At 64.2% G+C, this 15,651-nt stretch carries 18 protein-coding genes and 1 pseudogene; 10 read left to right on the top strand and 9 right to left on the bottom strand.

What is annotated here, in order from left to right:
- Positions 1-37: 37 nt before the first annotated feature.
- A complete protein-coding gene (locus tag ACSQ3Z_RS03900) occupies positions 38-898 on the bottom strand; it encodes an SMP-30/gluconolactonase/LRE family protein (RefSeq protein ID WP_436170058.1) in 861 nt (286 codons plus the stop codon).
- 113 nt (positions 899-1,011) lie between these two features.
- Between ACSQ3Z_RS03900 and ACSQ3Z_RS03895 the strand changes: the two genes are divergently transcribed.
- Positions 1,012-1,809 carry a helix-turn-helix domain-containing protein gene (locus tag ACSQ3Z_RS03895; protein ID WP_436170057.1) on the top strand — a complete coding sequence of 266 codons (798 nt, stop codon included), beginning with the start codon at positions 1,012-1,014 and terminating at the stop codon, positions 1,807-1,809.
- Here ACSQ3Z_RS03895 and ACSQ3Z_RS03890 read toward each other — a convergent pair whose 3' ends face one another.
- Genes ACSQ3Z_RS03890 through ACSQ3Z_RS03880 form a run of 3 tightly spaced genes read right to left on the bottom strand, consistent with a single transcriptional unit; the run spans position 1,810 to position 4,072 of the window.
- Positions 1,810-2,616, bottom strand: a complete 807-nt coding sequence (locus ACSQ3Z_RS03890; protein ID WP_436170056.1) for a lipo-like protein — start codon at positions 2,614-2,616, stop codon at positions 1,810-1,812.
- A gap of 41 nt (positions 2,617-2,657) precedes the next feature.
- The gene (locus ACSQ3Z_RS03885; protein ID WP_436170055.1) at positions 2,658-3,602 is read right to left on the bottom strand and encodes a CHAD domain-containing protein; all 945 of its coding nucleotides are present in this window, start codon (positions 3,600-3,602) and stop codon (positions 2,658-2,660) included.
- On the bottom strand, positions 3,599-4,072 hold the full coding sequence (locus ACSQ3Z_RS03880) for a CYTH domain-containing protein (protein ID WP_436170054.1): 474 nt from the start codon (positions 4,070-4,072) through the stop codon (positions 3,599-3,601). The genes ACSQ3Z_RS03885 and ACSQ3Z_RS03880 overlap by 4 nt, the downstream gene beginning before the upstream one ends.
- 91 nt (positions 4,073-4,163) lie before the next feature.
- Between ACSQ3Z_RS03880 and ACSQ3Z_RS03875 the strand changes: the two genes are divergently transcribed.
- The 5 genes from ACSQ3Z_RS03875 (at position 4,164) to ACSQ3Z_RS03855 (ending at position 8,935) form a co-directional block, all read left to right on the top strand.
- A complete protein-coding gene (locus ACSQ3Z_RS03875) occupies positions 4,164-4,868 on the top strand; it encodes a CerR family C-terminal domain-containing protein (protein WP_436170053.1) in 705 nt (234 codons plus the stop codon).
- Positions 4,865-5,818: an HlyD family secretion protein gene (locus ACSQ3Z_RS03870; protein WP_436170052.1), complete on the top strand. Its 954-nt coding sequence runs from the start codon at positions 4,865-4,867 to the stop codon at positions 5,816-5,818. Before ACSQ3Z_RS03875 ends, ACSQ3Z_RS03870 begins: the two co-directional genes overlap by 4 nt.
- Positions 5,815-6,735 (top strand): ATP-binding cassette domain-containing protein, encoded by a 921-nt coding sequence (locus tag ACSQ3Z_RS03865; protein WP_436170051.1) that lies wholly within the window; start codon positions 5,815-5,817, stop codon positions 6,733-6,735. Before ACSQ3Z_RS03870 ends, ACSQ3Z_RS03865 begins: the two co-directional genes overlap by 4 nt.
- The gene (locus ACSQ3Z_RS03860) at positions 6,732-7,868 is read left to right on the top strand and encodes an ABC transporter permease (RefSeq protein WP_436170050.1); all 1,137 of its coding nucleotides are present in this window, start codon (positions 6,732-6,734) and stop codon (positions 7,866-7,868) included. Before ACSQ3Z_RS03865 ends, ACSQ3Z_RS03860 begins: the two co-directional genes overlap by 4 nt.
- A gap of 101 nt (positions 7,869-7,969) precedes the next feature.
- Positions 7,970-8,935 carry an MBL fold metallo-hydrolase gene (locus ACSQ3Z_RS03855; protein ID WP_436170049.1) on the top strand — a complete coding sequence of 322 codons (966 nt, stop codon included), beginning with the start codon at positions 7,970-7,972 and terminating at the stop codon, positions 8,933-8,935.
- A gap of 86 nt (positions 8,936-9,021) precedes the next feature.
- Here ACSQ3Z_RS03855 and ACSQ3Z_RS03850 read toward each other — a convergent pair whose 3' ends face one another.
- On the bottom strand, positions 9,022-10,002 hold the full coding sequence (locus tag ACSQ3Z_RS03850; protein ID WP_436170048.1) for a threonine/serine dehydratase: 981 nt from the start codon (positions 10,000-10,002) through the stop codon (positions 9,022-9,024).
- A 192-nt stretch (positions 10,003-10,194) separates the two neighbouring features.
- Positions 10,195-10,518, bottom strand: a complete 324-nt coding sequence (locus tag ACSQ3Z_RS03845) for a hypothetical protein (RefSeq protein WP_436170047.1) — start codon at positions 10,516-10,518, stop codon at positions 10,195-10,197.
- A gap of 175 nt (positions 10,519-10,693) precedes the next feature.
- Here ACSQ3Z_RS03845 and mbfA point away from each other — a divergent pair, with 175 nt between their 5' ends.
- Positions 10,694-11,677: an iron exporter MbfA gene (gene mbfA, locus ACSQ3Z_RS03840; protein ID WP_436170046.1), complete on the top strand. Its 984-nt coding sequence runs from the start codon at positions 10,694-10,696 to the stop codon at positions 11,675-11,677.
- Positions 11,678-11,684: 7 nt separating this feature from the next.
- On the opposite strand, the gene ACSQ3Z_RS03835 is transcribed toward mbfA, so the two are convergent.
- Both ACSQ3Z_RS03835 and ACSQ3Z_RS03830 read right to left on the bottom strand, forming a co-directional pair.
- Positions 11,685-12,029, bottom strand: coding sequence for an antibiotic biosynthesis monooxygenase family protein (locus ACSQ3Z_RS03835; protein WP_436170045.1), 345 nt, complete (start codon positions 12,027-12,029; stop codon positions 11,685-11,687).
- Positions 12,026-12,358, bottom strand: a complete 333-nt coding sequence (locus ACSQ3Z_RS03830) for an NIPSNAP family protein (RefSeq protein ID WP_436170044.1) — start codon at positions 12,356-12,358, stop codon at positions 12,026-12,028. Before ACSQ3Z_RS03830 ends, ACSQ3Z_RS03835 begins: the two co-directional genes overlap by 4 nt.
- 180 nt (positions 12,359-12,538) lie before the next feature.
- Between ACSQ3Z_RS03830 and ACSQ3Z_RS03825 the strand changes: the two genes are divergently transcribed.
- Complete coding sequence (locus tag ACSQ3Z_RS03825) at positions 12,539-13,213, top strand: ArsR/SmtB family transcription factor (RefSeq protein ID WP_436170043.1); 675 nt, start codon at positions 12,539-12,541, stop codon at positions 13,211-13,213.
- A 10-nt stretch (positions 13,214-13,223) separates the two neighbouring features.
- On the opposite strand, the pseudogene ligD reads toward ACSQ3Z_RS03825, so the two are convergent.
- Positions 13,224-14,420, bottom strand: a pseudogene (ligD, locus tag ACSQ3Z_RS03820) (DNA ligase D); the annotation flags it as partial.
- A gap of 420 nt (positions 14,421-14,840) precedes the next feature.
- On the opposite strand from ligD, the gene ACSQ3Z_RS03815 reads away from it, so the two are divergent.
- Positions 14,841-14,987, top strand: coding sequence for a hypothetical protein (locus ACSQ3Z_RS03815; protein ID WP_006200592.1), 147 nt, complete (start codon positions 14,841-14,843; stop codon positions 14,985-14,987).
- A 179-nt stretch (positions 14,988-15,166) separates the two neighbouring features.
- Positions 15,167-15,628, top strand: coding sequence for a thiol-disulfide oxidoreductase DCC family protein (locus tag ACSQ3Z_RS03810; protein ID WP_436170042.1), 462 nt, complete (start codon positions 15,167-15,169; stop codon positions 15,626-15,628).
- The last annotated feature ends 23 nt before the right edge of the window (positions 15,629-15,651 follow it).

Below are 15,651 nucleotides of genomic sequence, written 5' to 3'. Positions count from 1 at the left end.
CCGGCCGGTCGAAAACGGATTCGGCCGGCTGCCTCCCTTAGTCGAGGCTCAGCGCCGCCACCTCGCCCTCATTCATCAGAGGCACGTAGATGGTCGATTTGCCGTCGGTGCCGATGTCGGCGCTGCCCAGCTTGAAGGTCGCCACCACCTCCGGCGCACCACCCGCGTAGTAGCGGTAGAGCGTGCCGGTCATGTAGGCGGTGGCATAGATGCCGTCGCCGATGGCAATGACGCCGTCGAGGTCGGCGAATTTTTGGGCACCAGGCAGCAGCGTGACCGCCTTGGTGGCGAGATCGACCGACAGCAGGCCGCCGGGCTCGGCGGTGCTGAAATCGGGTTTGATGCCCTTGCCCCAGGAGGCGACAATCAGCCTGTTGCCGTCGGCGAAGACGCCATTGGGCGAGGCAAGTACGGCGTCCTTGACGAACAGCTCCGGTTTGTCGCCGTCGATGCGATAGATCGTGTCGGCCAGCATGTCGGTGACATAGACCTTGCCCGAAGCGTCGGCGGTCATGTCGTTGAGGAAGACCGCGTTCGGAACGCCGATACTTGAAACCAGTTTGCCGCTGGCGAGGTCGACGACGCGGACCTTGGTGATGTCGGCGACGTAAAGCTTGTCGCCCGAAATCGCCATGCCCTTGGGCGCGTCCATGCCGTCGGTCCAGTGCCGGGTGACGATCTTGCCGTCAAGCGACAGCACCGACAGATAACCGTTGCCGTCGGCCTCGCCGGGATTGCCGACGATGTTGGAGACGATGATGCGCTTGTTGGCGGCGTCGAAGAGGGTCGACTCGGGCTGCTCGAAGCCGGAAGCGCGCCAGATCTCGCCGGCCTGGGCAGCGGGCACCGCCGTGGTACCGACAATGGCGAGGAGTATCGAAGTGATGAGGGTCTTCATGGTTGCTCTCCTGTGGTGACGGTGGAGAGCTAGTTTTTTCGATACTTTTCCGAAAGGCCTCTTGGCGCTAGTATCGAAGATCGATACGAAATCGCGCGAAAGAGGTGCATTCCATGAAAGGCCCGATCTTCGAGGCGCTGAAACGAACGCTGAAGGCAAAAGGCCTCACCTATCGCATGCTGGCCGAGCGCATGGGCGTTTCCGAGCCGACGGTGAAGCGCATATTCCATGAGCGCAACTGCAAGCTCGACCGTCTGGTCGAGATCTGCACTGCTGCCGAGGTCGAGCTGGAGAACGTGCTGGGCTCGATGAACCGGGGACCGGGGCCAGCCAACCATGTGGCGCCGGAGATCGAGCGCAAACTCGCGAGCCGGCCGGCGCTGCTGTTCGTCTTCATCATGCTGTCCGAGAAATTCACGCCCGAAGGTATCATGCGCTCGCAAGACCTGAGCGAAGCCTCGATGTTCCTCTATTTGCGCGACCTCGAGGAGCTCGGCCTGGTCGCGCTCGGCCGCGGCCTTTCGGCGAGGCTGCTGGTCGAGACGCCGATCCAGTGGAATTTCGACGGCCCGCTCAGGCCGTTGTTCGAGACGACCAACAAGAATTTCATCGGCTGGGCGATCAACCACCTGGAGCGTGAGGCAACATTCGTCAGCTTCTCCCGGCGGATGCGGCCGGAGACGGCTGAGATGGTGCGGCGAGAGGCGGAAGAGTTGGCGGAACGCGCAAAGCTGCTTGCCCATCACGACCAGCACACGACGCCCGAAGAGGCGCTTGTCGGCTACAAATGGACCTTTGCGTTCGGCGCGACACCGTTTCCGGCGATCATGCCGGTTGGCCCGCACGCACGAGATGCCGCCGCGAAAGCAAAAGATCCGACCTCCAGGGCACGGCGACCGATGCCCGCTTAGCTATTCGGCCACCTTCGCTTCTGCGTCGGCAGCCTTGTCGTCCCAGGTCACCGCCCGGTAGTCGAAGCCATATTCCAGCGTCGGCTTGACGATGCGGAAGAAGGGCGACAGGTCGAAGTCGCGCGGCGTGTAGAGCGAGTGGTGGCGGATGTGCAGGATTTCCCGGCGCATGTAGCTCGACTGCGCCGAAGCGCGGCCGGGCGCGCGCGTGACCTCGGGCAGGATCGGATAGCGGATCTGGCCATAGGCCTCGGCAATCAGCGTCGAGCAGATGGCCCGCGTCGGATCGCCGGAGCCGAAGGCCAGCATGCGGCGGCGCCAGCGCACCGGCACCGGCGGCGTCGGCAGGAAAAAGCGCAGCATGTCGAAAATGTTCTTGAGATCGTATTTCAGCCCGAGCTTGCCGATCATGAAGGCGACGACCTTGTCGCGGTCTTCCGGCGCCAGGCCGCTCGCCCGGCAGATGCGGGTGTTATAGGTGCGGTAGCGCGACAGCGGCACGGCGACGCAACCTTCGCCGAGCGTGACCTCGATCAGGCGGCGCCGCTCCGATCCGTCCTCGGGTTCAGCCAGAGCGTCGCCGACATAGAAAGCCGCATGCGACCAGGTCGACTGCGTCAAATACTTGATGACAGCCGAGATCTTCTGGTTGCCCTCTATGAGCAGGACGTCACCTGGCTGGAGCGTGCGCCGCAGCGTTTCGGCGTCGGACGGCGTGTACGGCTCGTAGCCGGAGGATTCGTCCAGCAGCCGGCCGGCAAGCCAGCGGCCAAGGCGGTCGAGAAGCGTTTCGGCGGGCGCGGTCATCGTAGATGGCGATTAGCACAGACCGGCGGTCTGGACCATGATCAGCTGGCGACGGGCAGGCCTGCATCTTCCTGAGCAGCGCCGGCCAGGTCGTCGCGCACCTTGCGCGCCAGTTTTTTCGTCGACCGCTTGGGACTGTCGCCGAACAGTTCGGCCGCATCGGCGAGGCAAGTCTTTTTCAGGCTCTTTTCCGAGCGCTTCAGAAGCTTGGCGAGAAGCTTTGTGTCCTCCGGCGAACCGAGCGGCTCACCATCGGTATCGAGAAGGGCGCGCATGACGAACACATCATGCAGGTCGCCCAGCCGCTCGCCCAGTTCGTCGACCGCCTTGCGGCGGGCCTTGATCGGCGTCGGCCACAGCCGGCCGAGCAGCGACAGATGCATGCTGTGGGTCTTGGCCGCCTTACGCAGATCGTGGAAATCATCGGCCGCGCCGCGGGAACCTGCCTTGTCCAGCGCCTTGCGAGCCCGGCGCAAGGAGGTACGGGCGCCGTCGGCCAGGATATCAGCGGCCTGTTCCGGCTGATCGGGCAGGACCAGCCTGTCGATGTGGCCGAGACCTTCCGCGCAAGCGGTGGTCGCAGCACCTATGGCGGCGTCGAGGCCGGCGCCCGCATGCATCTCGTGCTGGCGCACCACCAGCCTGTCGCGGACGGGATCAAGACCGCCGCCGGCGGTTTGCTCGGGAAAGCTTGTTGCAAGACGGTCGATGGTCTCGATCAGCGCCGTCGCCTCGCGCGGGCCGGCGAGCAGGGCCGATACATGGCGATAGCACTCGTTCTCGGTCTTGCAGAATGTTTCGTCACCGGAACGGACCAGTCGCAGCAACGCGCGGGCGTTCTTCAGCCGCTTGCGGCATTTGTGCAGCGCCTTCTCGGGATTGTCGCGCGCTGCATCCAGATGGGCGAGCGCCTTGCCAACCTCTTCGGCGAGGATACGCCTGACCTCGCGGGTCAGCGGCAGGCGCGGATCGATGCGAAAGCTCATGCGGCGATCTCCGGAATCCCCTCAAGGGCGAGCGACGCGTTGTAGAACCTGTGCTCGCCGGTGACTTCACGGTCGAGCCAATCTGGCAGCATTTCGTCCGGCACGTCTTCCGGCGTCTCGAGTTCGGCAACCACAAGCCCCGCCAGCATTCCGCCGAATACATCGACTTCATAGAGATAGCCGCGATGCCTAACATGGTGGCGTGTCTTCTCGATGACATGGCCGATGGCGAACGCCAGCATCTCCTCGGCCTCGGCGAGCGGGACCGGATATTCGAACTCGTCGCGCTCGCGCGCCTTGCTGCCGAATTTGAGCGTCAGCTTGGCCGAGGTGCCGTCGCTGATGCGCACGCGCACCGTGCGGCCGGGCGCGGCGGCAAGGTAAAATTGTCGAATCCGGATATGCGCCTCGACCAGCTCACGCCAAGCAGTGCTGGAGACCAGGAATTTGCGCTCGACTTCCTTGCCCATGGCCGCGCACTAAAGCGCGAGAGGCTCGGGATGGCAAGCCGAAGCTGAGAATCAATTTGACCTTAATCAATCGATTGATTAAATCAATCTCATGAGCAGGAAAACGAGCGCCAAACCTTCGCATCGCGAAGCTTCGCCTGCCGACCAAACACGTGCTGCACTCGTGCATGCGGCACTCAAGCTGTTCGGGCGGCAAGGCTTCGACGGCACTTCGACACGCGAGATCGCGGCCGAGGCGAAAGCCAATATCGGCTCCATCGCCTACCACTTCGGCAGCAAGGAAGGGCTGCGCGCCGCCGCCGCCGACTATATCGTCGACACCATCCAGGTGATAGCCGGGCAGGCCACCGGCGCGGCCCAGGCGGGCTCACCGTCCACTCCCGAGGCGGCGCGGGCGCAGCTCTTCACGGCGTTGGAGCGGATGGTGGGCTTCATCGTGGCAAGCCCGCAGGCCGGCGAGATCGTACAATTCGTACTTAGAGAGCTGTCGCATCCAACGGCGGCGCTCGATCGCATCTATGGCGGGGTGTTCGAGCCGACGCATCGCCGGCTCTGCCAGATGTGGGAACAGGCGACGGGCGAGACGGCCGAAAGCGAGGCTACCCGGCTCACCGTGTTCACGCTGATCGGCCAGGTCATCTATTTCCGCATCGGCCGCGAGGCAGTCATGCGCAGGATGGGCTGGCGCGAGATCGGCGAGACCGAAGCCGCCAAGGTGGTGGCGGTGACGGCGGACAATCTCGGCGCGATTCTTACCGCCCATAGTCTGGCCGCCCGCAAGGAGGGCAAATCATGAGTTTTCTCTGTTCGCTGCCGCTTGCCGCCCAGCTGTTCGGCGCCTGCGCGCCGGCCGCACCTTTAGCCGTCGGCTATGTCGAGGGCGACTATGTGCTCCTGGCGCCAATCGAGGTGGCGCAGGTCGAGACGGTCGCGGTCAAGCGCGGCGACCGTGTCGCGCCGGGCACGCCGGTGGTGACGCTGGAAAGCGCCGACGCAAAGATCGCCGTGGCGCAGGCCGAAGCGGCGCTCGCGCAGGCTGAGGCGCAACTTGCGGACCTTCAGGTCGGCAAGCGTCCGGAAGAGATCGCGGTGCTGAAGGCGCAGGTCGACATGGCCAAGGCTCAGGCCACCAACGCCAGGCGCAGATACGACCGCGCCAGCGACCTGTTCAAGCGCGGCACCGGCACGCAGGCTGACTACGACACGGCCTCAGCGACGCTGGAGACCGCCAATGCGCAGGTCGGCCAGGCGGAGGCCAATCTCGCTGTCGGCGGTCTGCCGGCGCGCCCCGAGACGATCAAGGCCGCCGACAACCAGGTCAAGCAGGCGCAGTCGGCGCTGGAGCAAGCGCAATGGCGGCTGTCGAAGCGCGTGCTGGCGGCGCCCTCGCCCGGCCGCGTCAACGACGTGATCCGCAATCCGGGCGACACCGCCGGACCGACCGCGCCGGTGATTTCGATGCTGCCGGACGGCGCCGTGAAGCTCAGCGTCTACATTCCGGAAAGCGCGTTCTCGTCCGTCAAGGTCGGCACGCTGCTCGGCGTCCATTGCGACGGCTGCGGAGCGGATGTGAAGGCGCGCGTCAGCTATGTCTCGCCCGACCCGGAGTTCACGCCGCCGGTGATCTACTCGCTCGAGAACCGGCAGAAGCTGGTCTATCTGGTCGAGGCGCGGCCGGAGGGCGATGCGGGTGCCCTGCAGCCCGGGCAGATCGTCGACGTCGATCTGGCGGATGGCGCCAAATGAACGCCATCGACGTCCATGGCCTGGTCAAGCGCTTCGGCGACAAAACCGTCGTCGACCATGTGACGATGACGGTGGCCGAAGGCGAGATCGTCGGTTTCCTCGGGCCGAACGGCTCGGGCAAGACGACGACCATCCGCATCATGTGCGGTCTGCTGACGCCGGATGAGGGCGAGGGCACGGTGCTGGGCTTCGACATACGCACCGACAGCCTCAGCATCAAGCGCGAAGTCGGCTACATGACGCAGAAATTCTCGTTCTACGAGGATCTGACGATCGGCGAGAATCTCGAATTCGTCGCCCGGCTCTACCGGCTGAAGCCGGTGGAGGAGCACGTGGCGCGGACGCTGGAAGACCTTGGCCTGACCACGCGCCGCAACCAGCTCGCCGGCACGCTGTCGGGCGGCTGGAAGCAGCGGCTGGCGCTTGCGGCCTGCATCATGCACAAGCCGAAGCTGCTTTTGCTCGACGAGCCGACCGCGGGCGTCGACCCGAAGGCCCGGCGCGAATTCTGGGACGAGATCCATCGCCTCGCCAGCGGCGGGCTGACCGTATTGGTCTCCACCCATTACATGGACGAGGCCGAGCGCTGCCATCGGATCAGCTACATCTCCTACGGCAAGATGCTGGCCACCGGCACGGTGGAAGAGGTGGTGAAGAATGCCGGGCTGACGACTTTCGTGCTGCAAGGTCCGCGCCTCGACCAGGTGGCCGAAGCGCTGCAGGGCCGGCCCGGCGTCGACCAGGTGGCACCGTTCGGCGCGACTCTGCATGTCGTCGGCTCCGACAGGAGGGCGCTGCAGGCCGCACTCGCCGATGTCGAGAAAAAGCATAAGGGTGTGACGGTGGCGCCGGGCGAGACCAGCCTCGAGGACGTCTTCATCCAGTTCATGTCCGGCTCAAAGGACAATATGGCATGAACAGCGTCTTTTCCTTCGCCCGGCTCGGCGCGCTGCTGATCAAGGAGTTCATCCAGATGCGGCGCGACCGCATCACCTTCGCCATGATGCTGGGCGTGCCGCTGATGCAGCTGGTGCTGTTCGGCTATGCCATCAACAACGATCCGAAGAGCCTGCCGGCCGCGCTCGTGGCAACGAGCAGCGATCCCTATACACGAGCCATGGTTTCGGCGCTGCAGACCACCGGCTACTACCGCTTCGACCATGTCGCGCAAAGTGCCGCCGAAGCCGAGTTCCTGATGTCGCGCGGCGACGTCGCCTTCGTCGTCACCATTCCCGCCGATTTCGCCCGTCGGGTCGAGCGCGGCGACAACCCGCAGATCCTGATCGAGGCCGACGCCACCGACCCGGCGGTGGCCAGCGGCGCCATTTCGACGCTCGGCACCGTCGCCAACCAGGCGCTGCTTCGGGCGCGCGGCATGCAGGAGGCCGCCGCCGAGAGCGCCAAGGGCCAGCTCGAAGTGGTGGTGCACCGGCGCTACAACCCCGAAGGCATTTCGCAATACAACATCGTGCCCGGCTTGCTCGGCGTCATCCTGCAGATGACGATGGTGATGATGACCTCGATCGCGCTGACGCGCGAGACCGAGCGCGGCACGATGGAGAACCTGCTCGCCATGCCCACCAGCCCGCTCGAAATCATGATGGGCAAGGTGTTGCCCTATCTGGTGGTCGGCGCCGTGCAGGTGGTGGTGGTGCTGGCGGCGGCAAAACTTCTGTTCGCCATTCCCTTCACCGGCTCGATATCGCTGCTCTTGACCGCCGTGCTGATCTTCGTGCTGGCGCTGGTGCTGCTCGGCTACACCATTTCGACCATCGCCCGCACGCAGATGCAGGCGCTGCAGCTGACCTTCTTCTTCTTCCTGCCGTCGATCATGCTGTCCGGCTTCATGTTCCCCTATCGCGGCATGCCGGACTGGGCGCAGATCTTCGGCGAGATCCTGCCGCTGACCCATTTCCTGCGCATCATCCGCGCGGTGATGCTGAAGGGCGCCGAGATGCCGGCCGTGGCGACCGAGATCGGCTGGCTGGTGGTGTTCGTGGCGCTGTTTGCCGGCGTGGCGCTGGTGCGGTTCAGGCGGACGCTGGATTAGGGTCAGGAAATGCATAGGCTCTGGATGCCTATCGGAGCTGTGCGCGGCACCAGAATTGGATAGAGTGGCGGCCCCTATGCATCGTCAGGCGGGTCGCTCCCATGAAAGCCGTCGATACTGCAGAGATCATCTTTCTGGTCGACAACGCGACCGACAGTCTCTCGTCGAATCCTGGTTTCGTCGAGACCGAGTTCGCCCGCCACCGCCGACAAGGGATGCAATGGCTAACCGGGAAATGCCTGTGCTGCGCCGCGCATGGGCTGTCCTGCTTGATCACCGCCCGGACTGGACCCGCCAGCCGCACACTCCTGTTCGACACCGGGCCCGAGGAATGGGTGTTTGAGCGCAACGTGGTCAGGCTCGGCGTCGATCTAGGGGAAGTCGGCGCGGTGATGCTGTCGCATGGTCACTGGGATCATGCAGGTGCAATGCCGCGCGCCCTCCAAATGATCACGATGAGCAATGGCGGGCAGCGTATCCCAACCTACATGCATCCCGATATGTTCGCCTTGCGCGCGACCAAATCCGGCGATGGGCAGTTTCGGCCGATGGAACTGGTGCCGAGCGTGGATGTCCTGTCCGGAAACGGCGCCGATGTCATCATTACCCGAGATGAGCTGCTGCTTTTTGACGAGACGTTCTATGTGAGCGGCGAAATCCCTCGCGTGACCCGGTTCGAACGCGGGTTTCCCGGCCAGTATCGCCAGACCGCGGCAGGCAGTTGGGAGCTGGACGAAGTAATGCCGGACGAGCGTTTCGTGGCGATCAACGTGGCCGGCAAGGGGCAAGTCGTCTTCACCGCCTGCTCGCACGCCGGCCTGATCAACGTTCTGACGCACGCCAAGGCACGGTTTCCGGATATCCCGCTCTACGCCGTGTTTGGCGGCTTCCACCTCTCCGGGATCACCGAGCCAAGTATCCCGGAGACGGTCGAAGCGCTGGCGCAGTTTGACCTGCAATTGATTTCACCCGGGCACTGCACGGGTTGGCGCGCCATTAGCGCACTTGCGGCCGCTTATGGCGAGAGGGTCGTTCCATCTGCGGTCGGCAAGACGTTCGTGCTTTGACGACTCCCGTGGGCAGAGCTATTAGCCCCACGCCCTCCGATCCTTGCAGGTGGAAAGAGGCGCGCGACCCCGAACCGGTCTTCACCCTAGGCCGCCGACATGATTTCCGCATAGGTGCCGAAATCAACATTGCCGCCGGAGAGCACCACGGCGACGCATCTGCCTGCAAGGTCGATCTCGCCCGACGACAGTGCCGCCAGCCCGACGCTGCCGCCCGGTTCGACGACCAGCTTGAGATGGGCCATGGCGTCGCGCATCGCCTGTCGCGTTGCCTGGTCGGAGACGGCAATGACGCCGGCGAGGTTTTTGCGGTTGATCTCGAAAGTGATCGCGCCCGGCTCGGCGACGAGCAGCGCATCGCAGATCGATTGATGACCGGGCTCGTTCATGACCCTGGCGCCGTTGGCCAGCGAGCGGCGGGTGTCGTCGAAATGCTCGGGCTCGACGCCCCAGACCGAGGTGCCCGGGGAAGCGTCCTTGACCGCAATCGAGATGCCGCTGGAGAGGCCACCGCCGCCGCATGGAATGACGACGGCGTCGAGGCTCGCACCAAGCGCCTTTGCCTGGCGTATCAGTTCGAGGCCGATAGTGCCCTGACCGGCGATGATCCTGGGATCGTCGTAGGGCGGCACAAGCACCATGCCCTGCTCGATGTAAGGGCGAACGACGGTCATGCGGTCCTCGCGGACGCGGTCGAATGCAACCACCTCGGCGCCCATCTTGCGGACATTGGCGATCTTCATCGCCGGCGCGTCGGCCGGCATGGCGATGATCGCCTTGACACCAAACATCGCGGCGGAAGCGGCCACGCCCTGCGCATGGTTGCCCGACGAAAAGGCGACGACGCCGCGGCTGCGCTCCTCTTCGCTGAGCGACGACAGCTTGTTGTAGGCGCCGCGGAACTTGAACGAGCCAGTGCGCTGCAGCGTCTCGGGCTTGAACAGGATGCGTCCGCCGAAGCGCTTGTTGAGCTCTTGCGATTCGATCAGCGGCGTTTCAACGATCAGGCCGGAAAGGCGGACAGCAGCGTGGTGGATGTCGGCAATGCCGGGAAGGGTAGCGGTCATGGGGATGGCCTTGCAGGAAGGTGGGTCCACTCATGGTGCACGGAAAATGCGGCAGCATGCCAACGAAAAAATGTGACCGTTACAAAATCGCCTTTGCCTCAGCCGGAGGCCCGCTGCCTCCGGCAGCTGACCGGTTCGAACCCTTTGAAAGGTCCACAGAACCTTTCAATTCGCCTGCGGCGAACCTGGTTCTCACCCCAGCAATGTCTTCCGCCGCTTGTCGCCACCAGCCTTGCGCCAGGCGTTGAAGCGGTGGGTGGCGGCGGCGAAGGAGATCTTCATCTGCTGGGCGACCGAATAGCGCGACTTGCCTTCGTCGAACATGCGGTAGCAGCATTCGACGCCCTCCTCGGTCAGCTTGCCGTCGGGCGTCTTGTTGTGCGGGTTGGCGGGATCGAATTTTTCGGCCTGCTGCTCGACCAGGCCTTTGAGGCGTTGCAGATCGGCCTCGATGCTGGCGATGAGATCGAGGACAGGTTTTGGGTCAAATGGGTGCGCGTGCGGCCTGTCGGTCATCCATGGCTTCCTTCTTTGGCTTAGGTTTACCTATCTAAGTGAACGTTCGCCGATAATGAAGGGCTGGCGGCACTGGCCCTGTTCAACATTTTTTGAACCTTCCCGGTGATGCGTGATTGACCGGCGATGCCCAAGCTCCTAGTTTAGAACTATTCTAAACAAGGGTGACTTCCTCATGCTTTCCCGTGTTTTCGGCTTCGGCCGCCGTTCCTTCGATTCGCTGTCCGAGCAGGAGATCCTGGCGTTGGCGATTTCTTCCGAGGAGGATGACGGGCGCATCTACCGCGCCTATGCCGACGGGCTGGCGGAGAGCTTTCCGCAATCGGCCAAGGTGTTCGAGGCGATGGCGGAAGAGGAGGACGGCCACCGCGACTCGCTGATCGAGCTTTGCCGAAAACGCTTCGGCGAGCGCATTCCCCTGATCCGGCGCGAGCATGTGAAGGGCTATTACGAGCGCAAGCCCGACTGGCTGGTCAGGCCGCTCGGCATCGACGCCGTGCGCCGGCAGGCCGAAGCGATGGAGCGGCAGGCCTATCTGTTCTATGTCGAGGCGGCCAAACGCACCACGGATGCCTCGACCAGAAAGCTGCTCGGCGATCTGGCGGCCGCCGAACAGGGCCATGAGAGTTCGGCGCATCAGCTGGAGCAGGAACATGTGCCGGGCGAGGTCAAGATCGAAGAGGCAAGCGCCGAGCAGCGCCAGTTCATCCTGACCTATGTGCAGCCGGGGCTGGCCGGGCTGATGGACGGGTCGGTGTCGACGCTGGCGCCGATCTTTGCCGCGGCGTTTGCCACGCACGACACGTTCCAGACTTTTTTGGTCGGGCTTGCCGCCTCGATCGGCGCCGGCATCTCGATGGGCTTTACCGAGGTCGCCTCCGACGACGGCAAATTGTCGGGCCGCGGCTCGCCGGTGAAGCGCGGGCTGACCGTCGGCATCATGACCACGCTGGGCGGCTTGGGCCACGCGCTGCCCTATCTCATCCCGTTCTTCTGGACGGCGACGGTGGTGGCGGCGGTAGTGGTGTTCTTCGAATTGTGGACGATCGCCTTCGTGCAGAACCGCTACATGCAGACCCCATTCTGGCGCGCCGCCTTCCAGGTGGTGCTGGGCGGCGCGCTGGTGTTCGCGGCCGGCGTGCTGATTGGGAATGCCTAGCTATCCTTCAGCCATTCACCGCCCGGCTATCCGCAGGCGCCTCGGCCCTCTCAGTCAGCCCATAGTCACGCACGACATGCGCAATCCGCAAACGGTAGCCGGCAAAGATTCCGCCGCGGCCGACCTTCTGCGCCTGCCGGTGCTCCTCCGTGTTGCGCCAGGCCTTGACCGCCTCCTCGTCGCGCCAGAACGACAGCGACAGGACGCGGTTCGGATCGACAAGGCTCTGGAAGCGCTCGATCGAGATGAAGCCGTCGATGCCGTCGAGCAGCGGGCGCAGTTCGGCCGCGATGCCGAGATAGGCGTCGCGCTGGCCCGCTGCCGGCTCGACCTCGAAGATGACGGCGATCACGGCAGCACCAATTTGGCGTGCGGCCCGGAGGCGAGCTTCAGGAACATGCGATCCTCCTTCAGGATGAATTTTTCCCGCCTGGCGAGTTCGTAGTTTGCCTTGCCGGCAGGATCGGCGGCAAGCCTGGCGCGGTAGGCTTCGTAGGCCGCGAGGCTGTCGATGTTGTAGGCGGCGTAGGCGGTGGTGGCCGAGCCTTCATGCGGCGCGAAGTAGCCGATCAGGTCGGCGCCGCAGCGCGGGATGACCTGACCCCAGTTGCGGGCATACTCCTCGAATGCCGCCTTGCCGAACGGATCGATCTCGTAGCGGATGAAGCATGTGACGGTCATTTTTGTCTCCTCGTCAGCTTGGGTCTGTTACGGCGACGCTTCGAGCACGGTCGAAACATTGCGCGCTTGCCTATGCTAGGCAATTCGATGTCAGGAGCGTTGTGGCGCTCATCGCCATCTCCTTGATCTGATCGCAGGATAGTGGCATTCTCGCGAGAATGCTTCGATGAGGAACGAACTATGCGTGAAGGACCGGATATTGCCCGCATCGCCAGCCTGGTCGGCGATCCGGCGCGGGCAAACATGCTCTCTGCGCTGATGGGCGGCACGGCGCTGACGGCGAGCGAACTGGCGCTGGAGGCCGGCGTGTCGCTGCCGACCGCCTCTTCGCATCTGTCGAAACTGATGGAGGGCGGCTTGCTGACGCTGGCGAGCCAGGGGCGGCACCGCTACTACGGCCTCGCCGGCCCGCAAGTGGCCGGCATGATCGAGGCGATCACCGGCGTCGCGGAAGCCGTCGGTCCAAAGCGGGTGCGGCCGGGTCCGCGCGACGCGGCGATGCGCGTGGCGCGCGTCTGCTATGACCATCTCGCCGGCGAGCAGGCCGTGGCGATGCTCGATCGCCTCGTCGACAGGAACGTTCTGGTTCGCGAAGAAAAGGAAATCCGCCTCGGGCCGTCGGCCGCCTCGCATTTCGCCGCGCTCGGCATCGACGTCGAGACCAAGGCGCGGCGGCCGATCTGCCGCGCCTGCCTCGACTGGAGCGTGCGGCGCTCGCACCTCGCCGGCACGCTGGGGGCAGCGATCCTCGACAAGATCCTCGCCGAAAAATGGGCGCGACGCGAAAAGGACAGCCGGGCGGTGGTGTTTTCACCGACGGGCAAGCAGGCGTTCGAGAAGGTGTTTTTGGGCTGACGGGCTAGATCTAGCCGCGCTTGAGTGGCTTACCCAGCTTGAAGAAATCCTTCCACGGATCGGCCTTCGACAATTGCTTCAGCGTCGCCTTGTCGCCGATGGCAAAAGCGTTCGGCGCCAGCCCTTTCTCGATCTCCGGCCATGTCACCGGCATCGACACCGTCGCTCCCTTCTTGGCCCGCGACGAATAGGGCGCGACCGTTGTCGAACCGCGGCCGTTGCGCAGATAGTCGACGAAGATTTTTCCCGTGCGCGCCTTCTTCGACAGCGTCGCCGTGTAGCGGTCGGGTGCGGCCTGTTCCAGCGCACGGGCGAAATCATGGGCGAAGGTCTTTGCCTCCTCCCAATCTGCCGACGGTTTCAGTGGCACGACGACATGATAGCCCTTGCCGCCGGATGTCTTGACGAAGTTTGGCAAGGACAGCTCGTCCAGCCGGGCGCGGATGTCGAGCGCTGCCTCGCGCACCGCCTTGACGTCGACGCCCTCGTCGGGATCGAGATCGAAGATGATCTGGTCGGGCTTCTCCAGCTCGTCAACGACGCAGCCCCAGATGTGGACCTCGACCACGCCGTATTGGACCAGCGCGGCGAGGCCGTCGAAATCCCGGATGGACAGGATCTCCTCGCCGTCCGTCGGATCCTTCATCCTCAGGATCTTGTCGTGCATGCCGGCCGAAGCGTGCTTCTGGAAGAAGCGCGGGCCACCGATGCCGTCCGGCGCCCGCACCAGGCTGAGCGGCCGGTTGACGACGAACTGCTGCATGCGCGGCCAGACCAGCGCGTAGTGATCGAGCAGACCCTGCTTGGAAATCTTCTCGTCGGGCCACAGCAGCTTGTCCGGGTGCGACAGCTTCACCGAGGTCTTCGCGGTTCCGGCCGAAGCAGCCCTCGGTGCCGCCTTGGCGTCATCCGCCTTCGAGTTGCTCCTGGCCTTGCCGGTGGCTTGCTTCGGCTTTTCCTGCACGACTTCCTCCGCCGGCTTGTCCTCACGCAGTCCCTGGAACGAGGCGTGGTGGATTATACGGTCGGATGTCCAACTGCGGAACTCCACTTCGCCGACGAGTTCGGGCTCGACCCAGACCAGTCCCTTGCCTTTCGGCACGGCGGCGGAGAAAGGCGAGGTTTTTGCCTTGAGGCCGTCGAGCCGCTTCTTCAGAACCGCGGCCACCTTGCCGGAGAAGCCGGTGCCGACGCGGCCGGCATAATGCGCAGGTGACCAGCGAAAGCTTCAGATAACCCTTCCAGGCGGGACGCGGCGCCATGGCGAACTCCCTCTGCGATACGGCTTAACCCGAGAACGGACAGGGCCCATTCCGGTTCCGGCGGGACGCGCGGCAAGGCTGGAAGCTTTTTTGGGCGCGCGCACGGAAATTTCGTCTGGGGGCCAAGCGTTGAAACAGAACCGCGCCCAAGCGACATCCAGGCGAAACATATGTGATGCAAAAGTCACACAAGCCGAAATGCCGACAGACTGCACGGAAACACCGCGAATCAGCCGCATTCCGGCCACGAACCAGGGCGTTTCGGACCAGAAATTAACATCACGTTCACCGACTATTCACGCCTCAACGCTATCATCCCAGGCAATTCGGAAGGGACATCCGAAATCGGGACAGGGACAGGGAAAATGAAGTTCTGGAATCACATCGCCGGCTACGCCGTCGCCCTCCGCGAGTTCGTCGCGCCGACCTATCGGCCGGAGCGCTATTACATGCGCGGCCCGGGCCCGGCCTGCGCACGCCGCGGCAATTCGCTGGGCATCAGCGCGCACTGATCATGACCGTCGAAAGCCGTCATGACAGCCGGATCTGCAAACCGGCCGACAATCATCGCGCAACCACCTACCGCGCCGAGCGCCCCGCGCTGGCCGACGGACGGCGTGCGACAACGCCAGGGCTTTGATGCAGCCATCGGCTGGCTTAGTGTCCAAGGACATGAGCAGCCGAGGCAATCGTGACCGACGTCATCAAGCCAACCTCCCTTCCTGAACCAGCCCCTCTTCCTGACCCCTTCGACGCAAGCCATCCGCTGATCGTCTTCGACGGCGTATGCGTGTTCTGCTCGGGTTTTGTCCGGATGGTGATCCGGCTCGACCGCAAGCAGCGCTTCCGCTTTGCCACGGCGCAGTCGCCGTTTGGCGAAGCGCTGTTTCGCAAGCACGGCCTGCCGACCGACAGCTACGAGACCAATCTGGCCCTCATTGACGGTGCCGCCTTCACCCGCCTCGATAGTTTCGTCGCCGTGATGGCCGAACTGGGCTGGCCGTGGCGGGCGGCCAAGCTCCTGCTGCTTTTGCCACGCCCGCTGCGCGATTGGCTCTACGATCGCATCGCCAAGAACCGCTATGCCCTGTTCGGCAGACGGGACAGCTGCGAGATTCCGTCAGCGGCGATGCGGGAGCGGCTGATTGGCTAGGCATCGGAACCCAGGAGCATTCG

Origin of the sequence: Mesorhizobium sp. LjNodule214 (assembly GCF_964252735.1) — a bacterium.
Classification (GTDB): domain Bacteria; phylum Pseudomonadota; class Alphaproteobacteria; order Rhizobiales; family Rhizobiaceae; genus Mesorhizobium.
The sequence above is the reverse complement of the archived record's forward strand: the minus strand, read 5'-3'. Positions and strand labels throughout refer to the sequence as shown.